The sequence below is a fragment of the Bacillus sp. HMF5848 genome, assembly GCF_003944835.1.
Classification (GTDB): Bacteria; Bacillota; Bacilli; order Bacillales; family HMF5848; genus HMF5848.
Window position 1 is genome coordinate 3,679,407 of the sequence record NZ_RWIV01000001.1, and the last position, 23,719, is coordinate 3,703,125.

Here is a 23,719-nt window from a genome sequence, read left to right on the forward strand (position 1 = left end):
CAAGTCATTTTTTAAAATGTATAGTTTTTGCCGATGGTAGTATAACACACAATTAATACGACTGTCACTACGAAGAAGACGACAAATCAAACGCAGCTTCTATTACAGTATCCAGCAAAAGGTGACACTTTTCTTAATAAGAAAAGAGGCATCTCCATAAACATGCTATATGGAGCGCCTCTTAAATCTTCAACTAATTAATAAACTTTACGTAATCACTGTGCACATACGCTTCCTTTATATCAGGATGCTCAGATAAAATTTTGAGCCACTTGCCGTCCTCACCAAGTCCTTCTTCTAAAATAAGAATGGCACGACCAGCCATCGGGTAATTATAAATGCTCGCTAGCTTTGTCGTTGGCTGTGGGCGAACGAACAATATCTCACTGTTATACACAAGACCGACCTTGAAGCGATTGTACTCCTTCAGTCCTAGTCTCTCATCAATTTCATACATACGTCCGGCAATTTTTTGACCCCAAAACGGATCAGATGCATATTTCACATTCATACCACCGGCTTTGTTGCCAAGATAAGCACCATGGTATATACCTGATGTATTGGCTTCTCTATCTGCTAACGTGTTCGGTACAAAGTACTTACTTGAAATATACATAGCTGCACCCATAATCGAATCCTCAAACGTTTCATACGTATCAGCCTTATTTAACGGATCATCATCATGTGCACGTAAGCCGAATAAATTCTTCTTGTTACTTGCTAATGAGCTTTTCCCCCACTTGGATTCATGAATGGCATGAGCTAACAGGTACATAGCGTTCACACCGTATTCTGCTTCAGCGGCTTTAAGTGCCTCTCCCAGACCAAGCAACGGACTCGTTGGGTCTATCTCAGCAACATATCTGTCTAAGTCATCCGCTGTATACACCGTAGCTGTGTGAAGAGGGACATATTGAAAATATTGATAATACTCAGTCCCGTCAGAAAAATGAATGCCATCAAAGCTATTTAGCTTTGTCCCAACTGTTAACCCTTGTGGAGCTGGCCCAAATGTATAGCCTAATATACCTTTTTCAAAATGCTCTAAATATAAGTTCGATCCGTCATTAACAATCTTATAAACTGACTGTTGAAACGGTATGCCTGTTGGCACAACTTTAACCTTTGTTTTATCTACATAAAATACTTTATTAGCCAATTCAACCTGTATAGCATTGCCTATTGTGTTCATATATTTCATCTCAGTGCCGGCGACGACATATGTGTATACCTTTTTGAGTTCCTCATCAGTGTATACGTTTACTACGTCATTCATGGTACCAGCAGCAACTGCCAAACCACTTTCCGCCCACACTACTCTATTGTTTTCTAATATCACCTGTGTGCCGTCAGTCAGAACATGTTTTAATGCTTCGTCAAACGATACGTATTGATTAGCAATATTAATTTTTCCAGCATCAATATGTCCTACATGGTAAATAGTAAACTCTTTAAAACTAGCATCTAATACGCGCGATAAAAAGGCAGCAAATTGATCTCGCTTTAAAGGTGCTTCCGGCTCAAACGTTGTGTCTGTCACACCAGTTGTAACACCAGTCGAGTACAATTGTTGAATGTAGTTGTATGCCCAATAATCTGCTGGTACATCTTCAAAAACCTTTGGTTCGATCATTGCATTTGGTAAGTGATATGCTTTTGCTAAAATAGAAGCCATTTCAGCTCGCGTAATAGGTTTATATGGATCAAATTTGCCGTCGACTATTAAATCGTCCAAAATTTTTCTTTTTGCAGCTGCTTGAACAAGGTTATAATCCATTGGATCCTTTTCATCCTTTGGCATATCAACCACTATTTCTTCAACCGTATCAGTCGAGTAGCCTTTTTGACGAGCAATCATAATCGCTACATGGGCTCTTTTTAAATAATCTCGCGGTCCAAACCTATTATCCTCATAGCCTTTAATAATATTATTTTTAGCTAAAAATTCAATTTCCTTAACTGCCCAATTCTCTTTAATGTCACTAAAAGTAGGCTGAGTCGGTTCGACTGCAATACTAGCCGATATTGCAGAAAAAAACAGCACGAAACTTGCCGATATGGCAAAAAGGCTGCGAATAAATGGCGTCATGAATATTCCCTCCTAAGAAGCTATGTATCTACTATTAGTATATCAAATTTTGACAAAATGCGAGAATAGTAAAAAAAACCTATTCACACGCAAGTGCAAATAGGTTGCTAGATTATAAAATAATAGCAGCTAACCATCCAAAAATGATTAGTGGAATATTAAAGTGGAGAAACGTAGGAACACAAGTATCCCAAATATGATTGTGTTGATTATCTGTATTTAATCCCGCTGTCGGTCCAAGCGTACTGTCAGAAGCAGGTGATCCTGCATCTCCAAGTGCTCCTGCTGTACCGATGATAGCAATTGTCGCTAACGGACTAAATCCAAGTTCGACAGCAAGTGGAACAAAGATAGCTGCGATGATTGGAATGGTTGCAAACGATGAGCCGATTCCCATCGTAACAAGTAAACCAACTATTAGCATTAGCATAGCAGCAAGAGCTTGGCTACCTCCTACAAGTGCACTCGTGTGTTCTACAAGTGTTTGAACATGACCTGTTTCACGAATTACTGTAGCAAACCCTGCAGCTGAAATCATAACAAAACCGATGAATGCCATCATACGCATACCTTCATTTAGAAGATCATCTGACTGTTTCCATGAAATTGCTCTTGTAATATATAAAACAAAAATACCTGCTAATGCACCGAAAATCATTGAATCCCATGCTAACTGCACATATAATGCAGCGACGATAGCTACGACAGCAAACACAATTTTTCGAATAGAGTAGCTCTCTTCATTCTGTTTGGCAGCTACGCTCGTATGTTGTTTATATTGACGAGGTTTTCTATATGAGAAGAAAATCGCAACTAGTAAGCCAACTACTAATCCAAGTGTAGGTAGAAGCATCGCCGTTGGAATTTCACTCATACTGACTTCTAAACCACTTGATGCCATATTATCAGCGATAATTTCTTGGAACATGTAGCCAAATCCAACTGGTAAAAGAATATAAGGTGCCGTTAAACCAAACGTTAGAACAGATGCAATAAGGCGTCGGTCAATCTCTAGCTCATTCATCACTCGTAATAACGGTGGAATTAAAATAGGTATAAACGCAATGTGAATCGGAATTAAATTTTGTGAGAAGCAAGCCATTAATAGAACTAACAAAACAATGAGAGCTTTTGATAATGCTTTTTTACGAGAATCGCCTTCTTTTCCAACGATTTTTAAAACCCACTCTACAAGTAAATTCGCGATCCCAGTAGAGGAGATTGCGACTGCAAATCCTCCTAGTAACGCATAACTAAGGGCAATGTTGGCACCACCAGCAATTCCATCAGAAAAAGCTGCTATAGTCCCTTCGAGTCCAAGCCCACCAATGAGTCCACCTGTTAAAGCACCGATAATTAATGCCATTACAACGTTTACTCGCACAAGGCTTAAAACAAGCATAACTGTTACTGCAATTAAAACTGCATTCATAATATAAGTCCTCCATAATTCTATTGAAACGTTAGTTTTCGTTTCGTTTTATCTTTTTACTTTAGTTTGCTAAATCGGTAAATTACTAACGTATTAGATAATAAAAGAAAAAACTTAATATGTCAATATAATTATTGATATTTTTCATGTGTAGGAAGGTCATTATTGACAAACTGATGACGAAAGAGGGGAATTAATCAAGTAAGTGCCAGATATACGGGGGAAGGAAGCAAAATAGCAATCTAGACGTAAAAACAGCATCCCTTGTAGAATGCTGTTTCACGTTTATTTTTTATGACGTTCTTCTAACACCTGCAGTACATCATCAAGTGGTAGCTTTTGCTCACGTAAAAGGACTAATACATGGTACAGCAAGTCGGCCGTTTCCCAGCTAAGCTCTTTTGGGTCACGATTTTTCGCAGCGATGATAACCTCGCCTGCTTCTTCACCGACCTTTTTCAATATTTTATCAACGCCATTTTTAAACAAATATGTAGTATATGCACCTTCTGGCATCTCTGCCTCACGTTGAGCAATTATCGATTCTAATTCATTTAAAATCGCATAACGATCCCCAGATGTCGGAGATTCCTTAAAACAGGAATAAGCACCGGTATGACAAGCTGGCCCCGCTGGCTCAACTTTTACTAAAATGGCATCGCCATCACAATCATAGCTCATTGCTACAATACGCTGTGTATTGCCACTCGTTGCGCCTTTATGCCATAACTCTTGACGCGAACGACTGTAAAACCACGTTTCATTTGTCTCAATCGATTTCTGCAGGGATTCGCGATTCATATACGCCAACGTCAAAACCTCTTTGCTAACGGCATCCTGCACAATCGCAGGCACGAGACCTTGACTATCAAACTTAATATCCTCGATATTCATCGTACGTTAATCCCCCTTGCTTTAATAAATTGTTTTACCTCTTTAACTGACGTTTCTTTATAGTGAAAAATAGAAGCCGCTAACGCCGCGTCTGCTTTTCCGGCTGTAAATGTATCAACAAAATGCTCTGCATTCCCAGCTCCACCTGATGCAATAACAGGAACAGTGACAGCGTTGCTAATCGCACTTATCAATTTATTATCAAAGCCATTTTTCCCACCATCACAATCCATACTTGTTAACAGTATTTCACCTGCTCCTCTACGAACAACCTCTTTCGCCCACTCAACAGCATCTAAACCAGTAGCATTTCTTCCACCGTGCGTGTAAACTTCCCAGCCGTCAGAAGCTTCGTTATATTTTGCATCAATCGCGACAACAAGACATTGCGAGCCGAAAAACGCAGCGCCCTCATTAATAAGGTCTGGATTTCTTACAGCGGCAGTGTTTAGCGAGACTTTGTCGGCACCCGCGCGCAAAATACGTTTCATATCAGCTAGTGAGTTTATCCCGCCACCGACAGTAAACGGAATCGCTAATTGCGCTGCTACCTGCTCAACTACCTCGACCATCGTTTCCCGACCTTCGTGGGAAGCAGAAATATCTAAAAACACTAGCTCGTCCGCACCTTCTTCGTCATAAAACTTTGCCAATTCAACCGGGTCCCCCGCATCGCGTAGCTCAACAAACTGCACGCCTTTTACAACACGCCCTTCTTTTACATCTAAGCAAGGAATAATACGTTTTGTGATCATCGTGCTGTCACCTCAAGTGCTTCACGAACCGTGAACTGGTTTGTATATAGTGCTTTTCCAACAATCGCCCCCGCTACGTTCGCTACAGCAAGCTCCTCAATATCCGCTAGAGAGCTAACACCACCTGATGCGATAACTTCCTTCCCTGTAGCACTAGCCATTTCAGTTACAGCCTTAACGTTTGGTCCTGAAAGCATGCCGTCTGTTGCAATATCCGTAAAAATAAACACTTCCGCGCCTGCAGCAGCGAGTTCTTTCCCTAACTCAGTCGCTTTTACATTAGACGTTTCAAGCCATCCCTCGGTTGCTACATAACCGTCCTTCGCATCTATTCCAATCGCAATCTTATTTCCATACTTACGAAGCATTTCTTTTACAAAAGCAGGATTTGACACGGCCGCACTTCCAAGGATAACACGTGATACACCACGTTTTAAGTAGAATGCTACATCCTCCTCCGTGCGAATGCCACCACCAATTTGCACTTTTACTGGTAATTTACTTGCAACCTCAAGCACGTGCTCATGATTGATGCGTTGCGCTGCCTTGGCACCGTCAAGGTCAACCATATGAATCCACTCTGCACCTTGCTCCGCAAAAAGCTTCGCCATTTCATAAGGTGAATCTCCATACACTGTTTCTTTATTGTAATCACCTTGTATAAGGCGTACACATTTACCGGCTCTCATATCAATTGCTGGATACAATGTAAAACTCATCGTACTATCACCTTACCTTCCACAATATCAGCGTAATTATGAAGTATAGCCATACCGATATCACTACTTTTTTCCGGATGAAACTGTGTGCCATATATGTTGTTGCGTCCAACGACTGCTGGTACATCAACTTCATACGACGCATCTGCAAGTACAACGTCGCTATCATTTGTTTTTACATAATAAGAGTGCACGAAGTATACATGTCCTTCTTCAACTCGGTCTAGCAGCTGAGAGTTGTTACGAAACTGTAGCTTGTTCCAGCCCATGTGCGGGACTTTATAATTCCCTTCAGGAAAACGCTCGACACGCCCTGGGAGAAATCCAAATCCTTTTGTAAGACCGTTCTCATCTGATTCTTCGAAAAGAAGCTGCATACCAAGACAAATGCCTAATAGCGGTTTCCCTTGCTGCACTTCTTCTTTTATAAAAGTTGAGAGGCCGGTTTCATTAAGGATGTGCATCGCATCCTTGAATGATCCTACCCCCGGCAAAATAAGTCCTTTTGTTTTTCGTAGCACAACAGGATCATCTGAGAGCACATATTCATAATTCATACGCTCAAGCGCCTTGCTTACGCTGTACAAATTCCCCATTCCGTAATCAATAATACCGATCATTACAACATCCCCTTTGTAGAAGGTACCCCTTTAACACGCGGGTCGATAAGCGTTGCTTCATCAAGCGCACGCGCCACCGCTTTGAAAATCGCTTCAATAATATGATGCGTATTATGTCCATAATGAACAATGACATGTAGATTAATGCGCGCTTCAAGCGCAAGCTTCCAAAGGAACTCATGCACAAGCTCCGTATCAAATGTGCCCACCTTCGCATGCGGCCACTCTCCTTTTAACACAAACGCCGGTCGATTGCTTATATCAATCACAGCCTGCGCCAGCGCATCATCCATTGGTACAAACGCTGTTCCGTAGCGCTTAATTCCTTTTTTATCTCCGAGAGCCTGCTTGAGCGCCTGACCAAGGCAAATGCCGATATCCTCCGTCGTATGGTGATCGTCAATCTCAATGTCACCCTTCGCATCAATCGTCATGTCAAACTTACCGTGCTTTGTAAAAAGATCGAGCATGTGCGACATAAATGGCACATTCGTTTGAATATTCGACGTTCCTTCCCCATCAACGTTGAAGGTCAGCTTTATATCTGTTTCATTCGTTTTACGATTTATAGTAGCTTCACGCATTGGTAGCACTCCTTTTATGTGAAAAATAAATATTTTGTAGCACTCGATGAAGTCAGTAGCGACATATCGGCGGTTATGCTTTATACCTGCTATAATTTTGTTGTGCGGTAGGATTGATAGACACACCTTGTAATAGGTAAGCGTAAATTTCTGGTCTTTTTGCGCCTGTTGTCGTTGTCTGTGCGTTAGTTTTCGCGGTTTATGCGCCAGTTTTCGCGGTTTATGCGCCAAATCCAGGTGTTTATGCGTCAAATTTCGTTGTTTATGCGCCTATTATATGTATTTATGCGTATAACCTCATATGTCTGGCTCACTATTTAGTGAGTGTGAAGGTAGGATCTCCACTTACTTCTTCACCCTAGCCTCTACCGCACGGGCATGAGCTTCTAGCCCTTCTAACCTTGCAAATGCAGCAATTTTTCGGGCATTGCGTTCCATCGCAGTGCGACTGTATGAGATAATGCTCGACTTTTTCATAAAGTCATCCACACTTAACGGACCGGCAAAGCGTGCTGTCCCATTCGTTGGTAAAATGTGATTTGTTCCAGCGAAATAATCGCCAACTGGCTCTGAGCTGTATCGCCCTAAAAATATCGCGCCTGCATGTCTAATTTCCCCTAACAGCGACATCGGCTCACGAGTCATGATTTCTAAATGCTCTGGTGCTAGCTCGTTCACAGCTGCGATTGCTTCATCAAGTGTATCTGTCACATAAATTGCCCCAAAGTCTCGGATAGACGCACTAGCTATATCGCGTCGTGGGAGCGTTTCTAGCTGCAATTCTAATTCACGCACCACAGCCTCCGCTAACTTCATCGATGGAGTGACTAGGACGCTACATGCAAGCGGATCATGCTCAGCCTGTGATAATAAGTCAGCGGCTACCTCATTTGCTAGCGCTGTATCATCAGCTAACACCGTTATTTCACTAGGCCCCGCTATCATGTCAATAGCGACATGTCCAAACACTTCGCGCTTAGCGAGCGCCACATAAATGTTACCTGGACCAAAAATTTTATCAACAGGGGTAATTGTTTCTGTTCCGTACGCAAGGGCAGCTACCGCCTGCGCACCACCTACCTTATAAATCTCCTTCACACCTAGCTCATTGGCTGCAACTAACACACCTGCAGATACACGACCATTTTTCCCGGGAGGAGACACAATAACAATGCGCTCCACTCCTGCCACTTGTGCGGGGATTACGTTCATCAGCACAGAAGAAGGATACGCTGCTGTTCCCCCTGGCACATACAAGCCGACCGCATCTATTGCTGTCACCTTTTGTCCAAGAATCGTTCCGTCCTCTTTTGTCGTAATCCATGATTGCTGAAGCTGCCGACTATGATAGTCACGAATGTTGTCCGCTGCTTCCATCATTGTTGCAATCATGTCCTCGTTTAATTCACCATACGCTTCCTCAATCTCCTCACCTGTCACTCGCAAGCTATCAAGCGATACACGGTCAAATTTTTCAGTAAAAGCATATAGCGCTTCGTCTCCGCGCACACGAACATCATGTATAATATCAATAACAGCACGACGTTGCTCCTCCGTCCCATTATCAATAGAACGTTTTAAAGAAATAGAATTAGATATACGCTCGATTTTCATTGTTATCGTCCTTTCTCAATAATAGTCGATAGCCGCTCCACCATTTCATCTATTTGTACATCCTTCATGCGGTAGCTTACTGGATTCACTATTAAACGTGATGTGATGTCTACGATTCTTTCATACTCGACTAAGCCATTTTCGCGTAATGTCTGTCCCGTTGACACGATATCAACAATTCGATCCGCTAGTCCAATCATAGGGGCTAGCTCAATCGAGCCATTCAGCTTAATAATTTCAACCTGTTCCCCTTGCTGTCGGAAATAGCTAGATGCTACGTTTGGATACTTTGTAGCTACTTTTGGTGCAACCTCTTGAAATTTTGCCCCCGGCAAACCAGCAACCGCTAAATAACAAGCACTAATTTTCAAGTCAAGTACTTCATATACATCACGCTCTTCCTCAAGCATCACGTCTTTGCCAGCAATACCTAGGTCAGCTACACCGTGCTCCACGTACGTGACGACATCCATTGGCTTTGCTAATATAAACCGAATCCCTTCTTCTGGTACGTCTAAAATTAGCTTTCTTGAATCATCAAACTCTGGTGGAAGCTGATATCCAGCCTTACGAAGTAATTCGGCCGCCTCAATGAAAATACGTCCTTTCGGCATCGCAATCGTTAACATGTCCATCATCTCCCACCTCCAATAAAGTACGTGACATTACCAAATTGTTTTACAAAAGCATCCACATCCTCGACTCCGGTGATGTTTTGTAAAACAACCCTAGAGCCGCGTTCGCGTAATTCGCTTGCGAATTTAATCGCCTCAACTCGCTGTTCGTTACTGTAAATAACACATTCACGGTCACTAATAGAAACTTGGTCACCGAGCGCTTCTAATAATCTATTAAAATAGATTGCAAATCCAGTAGCAGGCGCAGGGCGTTTAAATTTTTCAAGAAGGTCATCGTAGCGACCACCATTGCCGAGAACAAGACCAACATTTTCTCCGTACACTTCAAACAAAATCCCTGTATAGTAGCTCATATGACTGACTAAGTTGAAATCTATTTTTACATATTGACTCACATCAAAGGCTTCAAGCTGCTTCCATAAGTTTGCCACAGCCTCTACTGCCTTTTTTCCTTCTCCATTATCCACGATAGAGCGAGCAGCTTCGATTACATCTTCATCCCCACGTAGCTGTAATAGAGTTAGCAAACGCTGTTTATCGATTGATGAAAGCGGAAGCTCCTTCACATGCTCACGGTATCCAACGTAATTTTTCTCATATAAAAAGCGGCGTAATTGATTCGCTCTTTCTTCATTCCCAACAATCTCTAAGAACAATTGATTCACAAACCCAATATGACCAATAGCAACTTTAAAGTTAGATAACCCAGCTCTTTTTAAAATAGAGACCATTAATGCGATAACTTCAGCATCCGCACTTATTGATGCATCTCCTACACACTCCACTCCGAGCTGCTCAAATTCCGCTGGACGGCCACCTTCACGTTGTTGGGCACGAAACACACTCGCAGAATATGCTAAACGCAACGGATTTCCATCCTTATATAATCGTGACGCCGCAACACGTGCAATCGGTGCCGTCATGTCCGGTCGCAACACCAATGTATGACCTTGTTGATCGAGTAGCTTAAACAGCTGCTGATCTAAAATTGCTGATGCAGCTCCAATCGTTTCATAATACTCAAGAGTTGGTGTCTCCAACAGCTGGTACCCCCAGCCCTCCATCTCCTGTACTACCTTAGTCCGAACTTGTTGTTTTGCTTCATATAAATGCGGTAATGTATCCCGCATACCTAACGGTTTCTCAAACATAAATGGCTTTGACACATTAACACGTCCTTTTTAAAATACTTTAGTTCGCTAATATGCTAATAAAGTGAAGTTATTAAAAAGTGTACCTTTTTCACTGTACTTCGTCAACCATTCTTTCTTGTTTTTGTAAGTTTTCTTTAGGGTGTGACTAGTTATATTTAGAAAAATGTGGATAAGGACATTGGTACACGTTACCTGTAGGAAGTTGCGCTCGCGCGGGCGACCTGAAATTACACGTATACCACCCTAAGTTGCACGTTTTCCCGAAAAGTTGCACGTTTACCTACCAAAGTTGCGTGTTTACCCACCAAAGTTGCGCGTTTACCTACCAAAGTTGCGCGTTTAACCCGCAAAGTTGCGCGTTTAACCGCAAAGTTGCACGTTTACTCGAAAAGTTGCGCGTTTATCCCGCAAAGTTGCGCGTTTACCTACCAAAGTTGCGCGTTTACCTACCAAAGTTGCGCGTTTACCCACCAAAGTTGCGCGTTTACCTACCAAAGTTGCGCGTTTACCTACCAAAGTTGCGCGTTTACCTACCAAAGTTGCGCGTTTACCTACCAAAGTTGCGCGTTTACCTACCAAAGTTGCGCGTTTACCTACCAAAGTTGCGCGTTTAACCCGCAAAGTCGCACGTTTTCCCCGCAAAACTGCGTGTGGGACACCGGAAGTTGTGCACGAACGACCTCATATTGCGCGATCATACCTCTTTTTCGCGCGATAATACCTTTTTTCGCGCGGTCATACCGGACGACCTCACCTCGAGATTACATCATCAAGATGCCGCCGACACTTTTCGGTACGGCACGCACGAGCGATCTGATAACTCCCCCAGGTTCCTTTCGCAATTCGCGGCCAGTACTACAAACTCAACGGATTACTAGACAAAAAAACCACAGCCTTCTCTTAAAGCTGTGGGTCTTGTCGTTGTTCATTTTCTTCTTTTGTGTAAATGATTTGCATCGGGTTGCCGCCTACAAATGCACCAGCTGGAACATCTTTATGAACAAGTGTACCAGCTGAAATGATTGCGCCGTCTCCAATGATAACTCCAGGTAGAATAGTAGAGTTTGCGCCAATTAACACTTCGTTACCTATCACAACGTCACCAAGGCGATACTCTTTAATAAGATATTCATGAGCTAATATCGTCGTATTGTACCCTATTACACAATTGCGACCCACTGAAATTTTTTCGGGGAACATGATGTCGAGCATGACCATTAGTGCGAAAGACGTTTCGTCTCCAACCTTCATGCGTAAAAATGTTCGATATAGCCAATTTTTTACCGCTAAAAACGGTGTATAGCGCGCCAACTGTATCACAACGAAGTTTTTAACAACCTTCCAAAAAGGGACGGTTTTATAAATCTGCCATAACGAATTGGCAGTTGTGACAGGATAGCGTGTCGTTCGCCTCATAAACTCTCACCTACTCTACAATTTTCAAAAGCTCACTCATATGATCAATTAAATAGTCAGGATTATATTGCTTTAAATACTCCGCACCCTTTAACGTCCAAGACACGGCAACAGTCGCCACACCTGCATTTTGACCAGACACAACATCATGATGGTTATCTCCGACCATAATAGCCTCACTAGCCTTTGCCTCAAGAGCCACTAACGCTTTTTCAATTGGCTCTGCTGCAGGTTTTGGCTCAACCACATCATCCGCTGTCACAACGACATCAAAAAATTGGTCCAGCTTTGTTAGCTTTAAGCCCATCTCTACCGTTGTGCGCTGCTTAGAAGTTACAATTCCAAGCTTATAGCCTTTTTCATGGAGAGCTTGTACCGTTTCGAAGACACCTTCGTATTGCTCCACTAGCTCGTCATGCTTTGAAATATTAAACGTACGATACGTATCGATCATCTCTTCTGCTTGCTCTTTATTCATCTTACCAAACGTTTGTGCTAACGTCGGTCCGATAAACTGTAAAATATCTTCACGAGAATGGTCGTGAAAGCCATACGTCTTTAGCGTATGCTCAAATGATTGAATAATCAGTTCGTTTGTATTAATTAATGTGCCATCTAAATCAAATAAAATGGTGTTATACGTCATTAGTTGCTTCCTTTCTTAACTTTAACTCATAGCGATTCCAAATCGCTGCAATTAGCATGGTTAGTAAAATAGCGACTATTAAGCGAATGAATAACAATGGTAACACAGGTATACCTAGCGGGATGAAGATAAGTGTATCCTCCACAACAGCATGGCAAGCTACTAGAAAAATAAACGCAAGTGTTAAATCTTTTTTACTCACATTGTCTTCTTTAGCCGCTTGAATCATCACACCAGCTCCGTATGCTAGTCCAAATAACAATCCCGCTGCTAGCGTCGTGGATGTGTTTTTTTCCATACCAAGCATTCGCGTCACAGGCGCCATCCAATTTGAAAATACATCAAGCCATTTAATATCTTTTAAAATCTGAATAAATATCATAAGCGGAAATACGATGAGGGCAAGTTGCCCTACTCCTATTGCTGCTTTTTCAAGACCGTCCAGAAAGATACCACCCACACCTGTCACGGCTTCCTCATTCATGGATATAAACCCGTATTTCGCTAACTCACTACCGCCTTGCCAAAACAAATTAATAAAAAAGGCAGATACAACGGCTAAGCCAAGTCGGACCGTTACAACAATCCAAATCTTTACTCCTACGCGTGAAGCAACTGTGGATTCAATTAATAAGTTATGTGAGAACGATAGCATCACTGCAAGAATAAACACTTCTTTGACTGTAAAATCAAAAGTTAAGATTGCACCAATAGCAGCGTATAAATTTAAAAAGTTACCTAGCACGAGCGGAATGGCCGCATTTCCCGACAAGCCTAACACATGCATAAGTGGCTCAATCCAACGAATCACCCAGTCTAGCACTGGCGAGTGCTTTAAAATCGTTACAACTAACGTAATCGGAAAAATGACTTTTCCTAACGCCCATGTTGTATGCCAACCTGCTAGCAATCCCCTTTTTAACGTACCAATCAAAGATCTTCTCTCCTATACATTTTGATCTAAATATCGCGTTGAACCTGATCCTCTCATGCGACGCACGACGATTAATACAATGGCGCCAACTATGAGTACAATTGATATAACTTGCGCTATCCGCAACGATTCCGTAAGCATAAGGCTATCTGTACGCATACCTTCTATAAAGTATCTACCGAATGAGTACCATATAACGTATGTTAAGAACATTTCCCCTCTTGCTAAATTGACTCGACGTAAGCCAATTAATAGCGCCACACCAAGTAAGTTCCATATAGATTCATATAAAAAAGTAGGATGGTAGTACACCCCATTTATAAACATTTGATCCATAATAAAGTCTGGTAAAACGTTATAAAAAGCGTCAATTTGCGTAACATCAATCGGACCACCATGAGCCTCTTGATTCATAAAATTACCCCAACGCCCTATACCTTGTCCAATTAATAACGATGGCGCCGCGATATCTGCTAATTTCCAAAACGACAGCTTCCGAACTTTCGCAAATACGATAGCTGTTATGACAGAACCTATTAAAGCACCATGAATGGCAATACCACCATTCCATATTTGAAAAATTTGTCCTATGTTTTTTGAATAATAATCCCACTCAAAAATAACATAATATATTCGTGCACAAATTATCGCAATTGGAGCAGCAAACAGGACAAGATCGACAAACACTTCTTTATCTAGACCTCGACGTTGTGCTTCTCGGGTTACAACAAGTAGTGCTAACAATAACCCTACACCAATAATAACTCCATACCAATGTATCACTAGTGGACCTATTTTTAAAAATACCGGATCTAACGGTTGGATACTTTGTTCCATTTAGAATCACTCCTCTCTTTCAAGACGCACCATTAATGAATCACTAACAGGCTTATAACCAACTGTTTGATAAATATGATTTGAGGTGGGATTGGCTAAGTCTGTGTACAGTGCACAAAATCGATTCTTTTGTAAAAGCTGATTTGTCAACGTTGCTACTGCAGAAGTAGCATATCCCTTTTTCCTATGCTCAAGTGGTGTATAAACAGCATTCACAACGATACCACTCTTAGTTTTACGAGCACTGCATACAAGTGTCACAGGTGAACCCTTCACCTTCCATAAGTACGCAGATTTATTTTCAACAAATTGTTGTGCCCGCTCGGTAGCCTGTGCATGTGTCAACGTTGCTTCTGGTGTTTCTTGTGAAAACTCTACGAGATACTGCGCAACGGTCTCTATATCTGCGTTTGTAGCTTCTTGTAAAGAACCTTCACTATACTGTATGTCATGCACTTTGCTACAAGTATAAATACGTTGCTTCATTACAATGGACGACTCTCTCGGCCAAGCCTGTACTACCTGCTCGACCAGCTTGCGTTCCCCAATTACACCAGGTGCCTGCTGCTTAAGAATAGCTTCATGGACAGTCGTCACGAGTGAGCTTGTTACTTCACCATCACCACATATAATAAGAAAATGTGGTGGAGTTTGTAGCATCACTAACTTGACATAATCGTCATCCCCATAAACCGCTGCCATATAAGGCTGGCCACCTTTGTCACGAATTCTATATAAAATACCTAAAGGTAAATTATTACTCGCTTCGTGCTTGAGCAAAAACTCTTCAACATCCGGTAAAAACTCCTCAACCTTCTCATATGTATGAGTTCTCATTTTTTCTATTCCTTTTATTAATCTTCATGATGGTCAACATCGTCAATAACATCTGTTAACCGACTCGTAAATTGTTCAGCTGCGTTAACGCCCATACGTTTCAAGCGGAAGTTCATAGCTGCTACTTCAATAATGACAGCTAAATTTCGTCCCGGTCGAACAGGAATAGTCAGCTTCGTAATATCTGTGTCAATAATTTTCATTTTATCTTCATCGAGACCTAAACGGTCATATTGCTTTGTTTGATCCCACAGCTCTAAATTCATGACAAGTGAGATACGCTTATATGAGCGAACAGCACCTGCCCCAAACAACGTCATGACATTGATAATGCCAAGACCACGGATTTCAAGTAAGTGCTCAATGAGACCTGGTGCATTTCCAATTAGTGTATCCTGATCTTCTTGGCGAATTTCAACGCAATCATCCGCTACTAAACGGTGTCCACGTTTTACTAGCTCAAGAGCTGTCTCACTTTTACCAACGCCACTTTTCCCCGTAATTAACACACCAATCCCATACACATCAATAAGTACACCGTGTACAGCGGTTGTTGGCGCTAATTTACTTTCCAAAAAGTTCGTGATACGACTCGATAACCTTGTCGTTTTCATCGGAGAGCGCATTAAAGGAACAGACTCACGCTCTGCTGCTTCAATTAACTCTTGTGGTACTTCCATTTCACGAGAAATGATGATACCAGGTGTAATATCTGTACAGAGTTTCTCCATACGATATTGCTTTTCTGTTGGCGATAACGTTTCCAAAAACGTAATCTCCGTCTTGCCAAGTAGCTGTACTCTATCAGCAGGATAATATGCAAAATAACCTGCAATCTCTAGCCCTGGACGGGAAATGTCACTCATCGTAATCGGGCGATTAATACCTTCCTCTCCAGCAATGAGCTCAAGACCAAATTTTTCTATTAAATCTTTCGTACGTACCTTTGTCACTCAGAAGACCTCCTTGAATGTAGCAAACCTGTTCCCATTTTAGCATTTTTTTCAGTAGAAGGGAAAATAGTGAAGTAGAACATTGAAAAAATTTGTAGAAAGCTCTATAAATCCCCGCTAATGCTTTAGTTAGTCTATCCGATAATCCCTTACAATTTCTACGGTTATCCATACTACACTATGCTTATGCAGAATTAATGAAGAAGCCCATCACGGAAAACCGAGCGATATTACCCGCGTGTAGGCGTCAAATCGTAGTCGACATTTTTTCTATGTCAGTCAGATCTAGTCAATTATCAAAAACCAAAAACTGGATATATGTATGTTAAAATAAGAGGTAAGATGCACAAGACTAGAAGATGTAAAGCGATGAGAAGGTTCAGCGATGAAAAGCTATATACCAATAAAAAAGCTGAGGTGAGAGCAATTAAAAAAATAGTTCAATATTCATTTGTTTTGTTTACATTAATCTTAACTATCTTTGGATATTTTACATTGTCTACTAGTGTTGGCAAAGGGAAAAAGCTAGCAAACGAGTATTTGATGATAAAAGCTGGCGGCAGTATGAATACAGATGAATTCCTAAAGTTGACAGATTGGTATATTCTTTCACAGATTACGATAGGATTAACTTTTCTACTAATTGGCCTTACATTTTTCTGTATAGGCGTATATCGTCTTGTAAAAGATTTCGACAGCAAATAGAGCTTGGAAACTCCAAGCTCTATTTTCACTATTTCTTTTTCTTATCTACAAACGGTTGTACCACCAAATTTAATAGAGATATGATAATAGAAGCAATGATAGCTGTTCCAAAACCATTTATCACGAATGAATCACCGATTACTGCTTGTGCTATCATCAATGTGGCTGCATTAATGACAAACAAAAACAGCCCGAGTGACAAAATAGTGACCGGCAACGTCAAGACAACTAGAATTGGTTTTACGATCGCATTTAACACCGATAAAAGTATCGCAGCGATAACAGCAGTTATAAATCCATCTAGATGAAAATTGTCTAGCACACTTGCAACAATAAGTAAGATGACTCCATTAACAAGAAGCCGCACTACCCATTTCATTTTCTCATTGCTTCTTCTTCAGTTGGTACAATCATCGCCCATATAACATATGCTAACACCATTGGAAATACTGCTGTTACAAGTGCCAATAATATAAATCCTACACGTACTAGAGAAGCATCTACTCCCATATACTCAGCTAATCCACCAAGAACACCTGCTAACTTCTTATCCATTGAAGAACGATATAATTTTTTCATACATTTTACCTCCTTTAAATGTCTACTTCATATTAACTTAGTTTTTTTAACGTAATAGAGCCTGTTTTTGTTTCTGCGTAAAAATACATAGGATTTTCAACATCCTTGTTTACACGGAAGCGCATAGACTTTTGCATAACATCATTCTTTTCTTCAACAACGTCAAGTCCAGGGATGTTACATGTAAAACTACCAAGACTTGAACGAAGTTCCCCTTGAATAGCTACATCTGCAGCAACTCGGTAGTCAATGCTACCTGTTGTTGTTTTCAAAACAACATTTTTGCAAGACTCATCAGCAGGCTCAAACGTGATGTGACCATTGAACGTTTGTAAATCTACTTTTTCATAGTTACCTGTCACACTTATAGCACCGTTAACCGTTTCAACCTCACAGTCTCTAACTTTACTGTCCTTCACTTTCACTTGGCCATTACCAGTTTCTAATGAAAGTCTATCTGCCTCTGAATCAAGTAGCGTAATCGCTCCATTCGCTGTTTTCATCTTGTATTCTTTTACTTTCATTCTTTCCCCATTAATTGTACCATTAAACACTTTCACTTTTACATGCTCGTATTCATTTTCAGGGATATACACAACCGTATCGAGACGCATAGTTTTACGAAGGGCTGTAAACTTTAACATGCCTGAGTCAACAGTAAAAGCTGTATCTTGCATTAACAAGCGATTCGCTTCATCATGTGAATCCGTTCCAAAAACTTTTGCATTACATTCGATACGAACACCTGATTCAGCCCATGGCTTTAGTTGAACTGAACCGTTCGCAAGCTCAATCTGCATTTGCGTTAATGGCTCTGTTAAATCTTGTTGAAAAACATGGTCAACACTTGTTGTAGATGCAAAGTTGAAATCAACATCAATTTCCTTTACTTTTTGAATCGCTGTGTCTAGAAAGTCAAACACCTTATCCTTTAGTGAGGCATACTTGTAGTTGTTAAAAGTAAATTCATCCGATTTTTTATGATCATTGTTCGAATCTAATGCCTCTAATAATGTAATTGCTTCCTCTGCTGACAGCTTTCCTTCCTCAACGAGCTTTAAAATACGTTTCTTTTCAGATCCCATGTTTTCATTTCTCCTTTTTAATTAGTTATGCTTTTAAAACTTTAATACCTTTCACAATATTCCATATAAGTGTCGCAAAAGATGCAAGCATTAACATAATTACAGCAATAAATGCCACTCCCATTGATGGATTAGCAATAAGCGAAATAACAACAATTGGCACTAAGAAAAACGGAATTAAATGTGTCAACATCGCTATTTTAGCATGACCTCTCACCTCTCGGTCATCTACTATAAAATATACAGCTAATGGGAATAAAAAAGTCGCAAAAAAAATACTAAAGTAACAAAGTGATGCAATAATTTGATTTGTACGCATATAAAAAACCACCTCGAATAATTTCCGTATGTCTTTTCTACGATTTTGTACATATAAAAGTTTCAAAAAAAATTGACAGCTATTTGCCAGCTGTCAATTCTTTAATTTTTGCCTATCAGGTGTTGTAGGCGGTTTTTCAAACCAACGGTAATCTATCATAATTTCTATTCCTTGTTTAGCGTATTGTGATATATCCTTCATTAATGTCATATACTTTGACTGAATATCAGCACGCATCGCTGTAGGTATAGATAAGCCCATAGCTCCGATACCAACCGCAGAAATTGAATTCGTTACATACATCATCAATCTATCTGAGAAAGGAGCGACCGTTGAGCTTGTAATACTACCATCCCACGTCATCGGTGCAGGTGTATCCGAAGCTGATAGAGTGTCTGTTGTGAATCCAACAATCTCTTTCGCTAATTTTACACCATTTTTAAAATAGTCTTGCACTGCTTTATCTTGGGCTACTTGCTGAAACGCAGTTAAAAGGCGAATACCGATCATATTCGTTTGAGTATGCATAAATAACCCCTGTATTTCTGGTGCATTTAGCGGACGTTTATCCGTAAATGGAAGGACACCGCCTAAATAATCGTTTTTTGATATCATCTCTGCCTGGGCTTGCGTCTCAATAAATGGCGCACGTATATATATCCCCTTTTCCAACAGCAAATCTGTTAATTGATTATATTGATCAAAACAGTGATCAAAGCTTTTTTTAAAAAAATCCCGAATATCGGTACGTGTCACATTTGTTAAAAATGAGGTAGCGTTTGTCATACCAAGCCTTGACCTATATAACATAAACTCTTGTATAAATTGTTCTGATAACAGCGGAGGTGCTTGTTCATTTACATCTTCATCACCAAATCCATGCGGTAGCGCTACTTTGTCCTGATGAAAAATTCGGGTTATTTCTGGAAAAACAAAACTTTCTATGTGCTTCATATCCTCTTGAAGCAATTGTTTTGTTTTTTTACACGTTACAGTTTGTAAAAAATACTTTTTCATATTGAAAGACATCGAAGCTTCTAAATATGTGCCCCACAATCCTGTAATTTCTGTTGCCGTTAATTTTATTGCAGAATCCACTACCCTTCACCCTTTGTCGAATGTTGTCATACTAGTAGCATTTTCCTGTCTTATTATAAATATGTACTGGTTAGTGAAATATCCTGCAGTCAAAGTACTTGAATTAACAATGTCTTGATACATGTTCTAGGATTCTTGATAAACCGTATTTTTCTTGTTAAATGCGGATACTTCAACGATATACCATATATTCTTCTTGATACATGCGCGGCTTTCTTGATTAAGCTCATCATTTTCTTGAATAACCACATCAACTTCTTGAATAACTACATATTTTTCTTGAATAACCACATCAACTTCTTGAATAACACTCTAATTTTCTTGAATAATACCTTTTTTCTTGATAAGTACCGCCTTTTTCTTGAAAAACTACACCATTTTCTTGAATAACCACTTCAACTTCTTGAATAACACCTTTTTTCTTGAGTAGTAACACCTTTTTCTTGAAAAACTACACAATTTTCTTGAATAACCGCATCAACTTCTTGAATAACACTCCTATTTTCTTGAATAACAGCATTTTTCTTGATAAGTACCGCCTTTTTCTTGAAAAACTACAAAATTTTCTTGAATAACCGCATCAACTTCTTGAATAACACTCCAATTTTCTTGAATCACACCTTTTTCTTGATAAGTACCACCTTTTTCTTGAAAAACTACACAATTTTCTTGAATAACCGCATCAACTTCTTGAATAACACTCCAATTTTCTTGAATAACACCATTTTTCTTGATAAGTAACACCTTTTTCTTGAAAAACTACAAAATTTTCTTGAATAACCGCATCAACTTCTTGAATAACACTCTAATTTTCTTGAATAATACCAATTTCTTGATAAGCTTGATAAACTCCATAAACTTCTTCACATAAAAACAAAAAAACCTAACACGCACATAAACGTGTTAGGTCAGTAGATTCCATATCAACATACTATTTTGTTAGAGCTTCTTTTTCACGGATTAAAGCCTTCATTCGCTCGCGGTCTCGTTCTAGTATCGGCTTTAAATATTTACCTGTGTACGACTCTCTCACTTGTACTACTTCCTCAGGAGTACCTGTTGCAACAATCGTGCCTCCCTTGTCGCCCCCCTCTGGCCCAAGATCAACAATATAGTCGGCTGCTTTTATAACATCTAAGTTGTGTTCAATAACTAAAACGGTATCTCCATTTTCAACTAATCTTTGAAGCACGATGAGCAATCGCGAAATATCATCAACATGTAACCCAGTTGTTGGTTCATCTAGAATGTACAAGGAACGGCCAGTTGAGCGACGATGAAGCTCGGACGCAAGCTTCACACGCTGAGCCTCTCCCCCTGACAAAGTAGTAGCTGGCTGACCGAGTGTAATATAGCCAAGGCCTACATCGTACAATGTTTCTAGCTTTCGGCGAATTTTCGGGATATTTTCGAAAAATGACACAGCGTCCTCCACCGTCATATTTAAAATATCAGAAATGTTTTTATCCTTGTATTTCACTTCAAGTGTTTCACGGTTGTAGCGTTTTCCATGACACACCTCACACGGTACATATACATCCGGTAAGAAATGCATTTCAATTTTGATAATACCGTCACCACGACACGCTTCACAGCGACCACCTTTAACATTAAAGCTAAAGCGACCTTTTTTATATCCACGAACCTTCGCTTCATTCGTAGTCGCATACACATCACGAATATCATCAAACACACCTGTGTATGTAGCAGGGTTTGATCGTGGTGTTCTCCCAATTGGTGACTGATCAATATCAATAACTTTATCTAAATGCTCTACGCCCTTAATACTTTTATGAGCACCCGGCTTGCTTTTCGCCTTGTGCAGCTTCATCGCTAACGACTTATGCAGTATTTCATTGATTAGCGTACTTTTCCCAGAGCCTGACACACCTGTAACCGCGACAAACATACCTAGCGGAAACTTCACCTTCACGCTCTTTAGATTGTTTTCTTTAGCTCCGACAATTTCAATAAAACGTTCATCTGGTTTACGGCGCTCATCGGGTAACGGAATAAACCTTTTACCTGATAAATACTGACCGGTTAACGAGTTAGGATCATTCATAACATCCTTCGGTGTTCCTTGTGAGACAATTTCGCCACCATGTACACCAGCACCAGGGCCGATATCAATCAAATGATCAGCGGCAAGCATCGTATCTTCATCATGCTCTACAACAATAAGCGTATTACCAATGTCACGCATATTTTGCAGTGTCTGAATGAGACGGTCATTGTCGCGCTGATGCAATCCAATCGACGGCTCATCTAAAATATATAAAACACCAGTTAGCCTTGACCCGATTTGAGTGGCCAACCGAATTCGTTGTGCCTCACCACCGGAAAGTGTGCCCGCTGCACGATTTAACGTCAAATAATCAAGCCCGACATTAATTAAAAAGCTCAGTCGTTCTTGAATTTCTCGTAAAATCATGTAAGCAATTTTAGCATCTTTTTCAGATAGCTTTAGAGATTGAAAAAACTCAGATGCTTCTGTAATAGAAAATTGCGTTACGTGTCCAATATGGTGCTCCTGGATTAACACAGCAAGTGACTCTCGCTTTAAACGATTGCCTTTACACGTATGACAATCATGCTGCGCCATGTATTTTTCCATTTGCTCACGAATATAATCAGAGCTTGTTTCGTGATAACGACGATTTACATTTGATAACACACCTTCAAAGGTAATATAATTCTCGCGCACTTGACCGAAATCATTTTCATAACGGAAATAAATTTCTTCGCCATTGCTGCCATATAAAACCTTATCTAACAGGTGCTGCGGAAGCTCTGAGATAGGTACATCCATATCAATGCCATAATGATTACATACCGCTTGCAATAGCTGCGGATAATACTGTGAACTCGTTGGTTCCCACGGTGCAATCGCATGACCATGTAAAGAAAGCTCTTTATTCGGTATAACTAAGTCGATATCGACCTCAAGCTTCGAGCCTAAACCATCGCAATCAGGACATGCTCCGAACGGACTATTAAAAGAGAACATCCGCGGTTCAAGCTCACCAATTGAGAAGCCACAATGTGGACATGCATGAAGCTCGCTAAACAAAAGCTCTTCTTCACCCATCACATCGATAAGCACACGGCCTTCTCCTAGCTTCAGCGCTGTTTCTAACGAATCACTCAGGCGAGCCGCTACCCCTTCTTTTATAACAATACGGTCCACAACTACTTCGATACTGTGCTTTTTATTTTTTTCTAATTCAATATCATCGGACAGCTCAAGCATCTCGCCATTGACTCTAACACGTACATAGCCTTGCTTCTTTATATCTTCAAATACTTTCACATGTGTCCCTTTACGTCCTTGTACGAGAGGAGCTAGCACTTGTATTTTTGTTCGCTCAGGATACATAACAATACGATCTACCATTTGCTCAATCGTTTGTGAAGTTATTTCGATGTTATGTATCGGACATGTCGGCCGTCCTATTCTTGCAAACAATAAACGTAAATAATCATATATTTCTGTTACCGTCCCAACAGTCGAACGAGGATTTCGACTCGTTGTTTTTTGGTCTATCGAAATGGCGGGAGACAAGCCATCAATTGCATCAACATCCGGCTTGTCCATTTGCCCTAAAAACTGACGTGCATACGCAGACAGAGACTCGACATAGCGTCGCTGTCCTTCCGCATAAATCGTATCAAACGCTAAGGACGACTTACCTGACCCTGAAAGACCTGTCAATACAACAAGCTGATCGCGTGGGATTGTAACATCAATATTTTTCAAATTGTGTGCGCGCGCACCTTTTATGACCAATTTATCCATCGGCATTGCTTA

The 23,719-nt window shown here is 40.5% G+C and carries 25 protein-coding genes; 1 reads left to right on the forward strand and 24 read right to left on the reverse strand.

Annotated elements, in window-relative coordinates; genetic code table 11:
* Nucleotides 1-193: 193 nt before the first annotated feature.
* From EJF36_RS17740 to hprK, 16 genes are all read right to left on the reverse strand, one after another.
* On the reverse strand, nt 194-2,089 hold the full coding sequence (locus tag EJF36_RS17740; RefSeq protein WP_125907570.1) for an S-layer homology domain-containing protein: 1,896 nt from the start codon (nt 2,087-2,089) through the stop codon (nt 194-196).
* 112 nt (nt 2,090-2,201) lie between these two features.
* Nucleotides 2,202-3,521, reverse strand: coding sequence for a Na+/H+ antiporter family protein (locus EJF36_RS17745; protein ID WP_125907571.1), 1,320 nt, complete (start codon nt 3,519-3,521; stop codon nt 2,202-2,204).
* A 285-nt stretch (nt 3,522-3,806) separates the two neighbouring features.
* A complete protein-coding gene (gene hisIE / locus EJF36_RS17750; RefSeq protein ID WP_125907572.1) occupies nt 3,807-4,415 on the reverse strand; it encodes a bifunctional phosphoribosyl-AMP cyclohydrolase/phosphoribosyl-ATP diphosphatase HisIE in 609 nt (202 codons plus the stop codon).
* Nucleotides 4,412-5,170, reverse strand: a complete 759-nt coding sequence (gene hisF / locus EJF36_RS17755) for an imidazole glycerol phosphate synthase subunit HisF (protein ID WP_125907573.1) — start codon at nt 5,168-5,170, stop codon at nt 4,412-4,414. Before hisF ends, hisIE begins: the two co-directional genes overlap by 4 nt.
* Nucleotides 5,167-5,889 (reverse strand): 1-(5-phosphoribosyl)-5-[(5-phosphoribosylamino)methylideneamino]imidazole-4-carboxamide isomerase, encoded by a 723-nt coding sequence (hisA, locus tag EJF36_RS17760; protein WP_125907574.1) that lies wholly within the window; start codon nt 5,887-5,889, stop codon nt 5,167-5,169. Before hisA ends, hisF begins: the two co-directional genes overlap by 4 nt.
* Nucleotides 5,886-6,509, reverse strand: coding sequence for an imidazole glycerol phosphate synthase subunit HisH (gene hisH, locus EJF36_RS17765; protein ID WP_125907575.1), 624 nt, complete (start codon nt 6,507-6,509; stop codon nt 5,886-5,888). Before hisH ends, hisA begins: the two co-directional genes overlap by 4 nt.
* The gene (hisB, locus tag EJF36_RS17770; protein WP_125907576.1) at nt 6,509-7,093 is read right to left on the reverse strand and encodes an imidazoleglycerol-phosphate dehydratase HisB; all 585 of its coding nucleotides are present in this window, start codon (nt 7,091-7,093) and stop codon (nt 6,509-6,511) included. Before hisB ends, hisH begins: the two co-directional genes overlap by 1 nt.
* A 345-nt stretch (nt 7,094-7,438) precedes the next feature.
* Nucleotides 7,439-8,707, reverse strand: a complete 1,269-nt coding sequence (gene hisD / locus EJF36_RS17775; protein WP_125907577.1) for a histidinol dehydrogenase — start codon at nt 8,705-8,707, stop codon at nt 7,439-7,441.
* A gap of 2 nt (nt 8,708-8,709) precedes the next feature.
* A complete protein-coding gene (gene hisG / locus EJF36_RS17780; RefSeq protein WP_125907578.1) occupies nt 8,710-9,345 on the reverse strand; it encodes an ATP phosphoribosyltransferase in 636 nt (211 codons plus the stop codon).
* The gene (locus EJF36_RS17785) at nt 9,342-10,496 is read right to left on the reverse strand and encodes an ATP phosphoribosyltransferase regulatory subunit (RefSeq protein WP_125908443.1); all 1,155 of its coding nucleotides are present in this window, start codon (nt 10,494-10,496) and stop codon (nt 9,342-9,344) included. The genes hisG and EJF36_RS17785 overlap by 4 nt, the downstream gene beginning before the upstream one ends.
* Before the next feature lie 903 nt (nt 10,497-11,399).
* Nucleotides 11,400-11,915, reverse strand: coding sequence for an acyltransferase (locus EJF36_RS17790; RefSeq protein WP_125907579.1), 516 nt, complete (start codon nt 11,913-11,915; stop codon nt 11,400-11,402).
* 10 nt (nt 11,916-11,925) lie between these two features.
* Nucleotides 11,926-12,561, reverse strand: coding sequence for a pyrophosphatase PpaX (gene ppaX / locus EJF36_RS17795; protein ID WP_125907580.1), 636 nt, complete (start codon nt 12,559-12,561; stop codon nt 11,926-11,928).
* A complete protein-coding gene (locus EJF36_RS17800) occupies nt 12,551-13,495 on the reverse strand; it encodes a nucleoside recognition domain-containing protein (RefSeq protein WP_125907581.1) in 945 nt (314 codons plus the stop codon). Before EJF36_RS17800 ends, ppaX begins: the two co-directional genes overlap by 11 nt.
* A gap of 12 nt (nt 13,496-13,507) precedes the next feature.
* Nucleotides 13,508-14,332, reverse strand: a complete 825-nt coding sequence (gene lgt / locus EJF36_RS17805) for a prolipoprotein diacylglyceryl transferase (RefSeq protein ID WP_125907582.1) — start codon at nt 14,330-14,332, stop codon at nt 13,508-13,510.
* A gap of 6 nt (nt 14,333-14,338) precedes the next feature.
* Nucleotides 14,339-15,169 carry a GNAT family N-acetyltransferase gene (locus EJF36_RS17810; RefSeq protein WP_125907583.1) on the reverse strand — a complete coding sequence of 277 codons (831 nt, stop codon included), beginning with the start codon at nt 15,167-15,169 and terminating at the stop codon, nt 14,339-14,341.
* Between the two features lie 17 nt (nt 15,170-15,186).
* The gene (gene hprK, locus EJF36_RS17815; protein WP_125907584.1) at nt 15,187-16,122 is read right to left on the reverse strand and encodes an HPr(Ser) kinase/phosphatase; all 936 of its coding nucleotides are present in this window, start codon (nt 16,120-16,122) and stop codon (nt 15,187-15,189) included.
* 369 nt (nt 16,123-16,491) lie between these two features.
* Between hprK and EJF36_RS17820 the strand changes: the two genes are divergently transcribed.
* Nucleotides 16,492-16,827, forward strand: a complete 336-nt coding sequence (locus tag EJF36_RS17820) for a hypothetical protein (protein WP_125907585.1) — start codon at nt 16,492-16,494, stop codon at nt 16,825-16,827.
* Nucleotides 16,828-16,855: 28 nt separating this feature from the next.
* On the opposite strand, the gene EJF36_RS17825 is transcribed toward EJF36_RS17820, so the two are convergent.
* The 8 genes from EJF36_RS17825 to uvrA form a co-directional block, all read right to left on the reverse strand.
* A complete protein-coding gene (locus tag EJF36_RS17825; protein WP_125907586.1) occupies nt 16,856-17,206 on the reverse strand; it encodes a phage holin family protein in 351 nt (116 codons plus the stop codon).
* Nucleotides 17,203-17,406 (reverse strand): PspC domain-containing protein, encoded by a 204-nt coding sequence (locus tag EJF36_RS17830; RefSeq protein WP_125907587.1) that lies wholly within the window; start codon nt 17,404-17,406, stop codon nt 17,203-17,205. The genes EJF36_RS17825 and EJF36_RS17830 overlap by 4 nt, the downstream gene beginning before the upstream one ends.
* Nucleotides 17,407-17,438: 32 nt before the next feature.
* Nucleotides 17,439-18,491: a DUF4097 family beta strand repeat-containing protein gene (locus EJF36_RS17835; protein WP_125907588.1), complete on the reverse strand. Its 1,053-nt coding sequence runs from the start codon at nt 18,489-18,491 to the stop codon at nt 17,439-17,441.
* 25 nt (nt 18,492-18,516) lie between these two features.
* Nucleotides 18,517-18,810: a hypothetical protein gene (locus EJF36_RS17840; protein WP_125907589.1), complete on the reverse strand. Its 294-nt coding sequence runs from the start codon at nt 18,808-18,810 to the stop codon at nt 18,517-18,519.
* 93 nt (nt 18,811-18,903) lie between these two features.
* Nucleotides 18,904-19,908: a DUF3231 family protein gene (locus tag EJF36_RS17845; RefSeq protein WP_125907590.1), complete on the reverse strand. Its 1,005-nt coding sequence runs from the start codon at nt 19,906-19,908 to the stop codon at nt 18,904-18,906.
* Between the two features lie 126 nt (nt 19,909-20,034).
* The gene (locus EJF36_RS21635; protein ID WP_185806952.1) at nt 20,035-20,199 is read right to left on the reverse strand and encodes a hypothetical protein; all 165 of its coding nucleotides are present in this window, start codon (nt 20,197-20,199) and stop codon (nt 20,035-20,037) included.
* Nucleotides 20,200-20,406: 207 nt separating this feature from the next.
* Nucleotides 20,407-20,652, reverse strand: coding sequence for a hypothetical protein (locus EJF36_RS17850; RefSeq protein ID WP_125907591.1), 246 nt, complete (start codon nt 20,650-20,652; stop codon nt 20,407-20,409).
* 187 nt (nt 20,653-20,839) lie between these two features.
* On the reverse strand, nt 20,840-23,713 hold the full coding sequence (gene uvrA, locus EJF36_RS17855) for an excinuclease ABC subunit UvrA (RefSeq protein WP_125907592.1): 2,874 nt from the start codon (nt 23,711-23,713) through the stop codon (nt 20,840-20,842).
* Between the last annotated feature and the right edge of the window lie 6 nt (nt 23,714-23,719).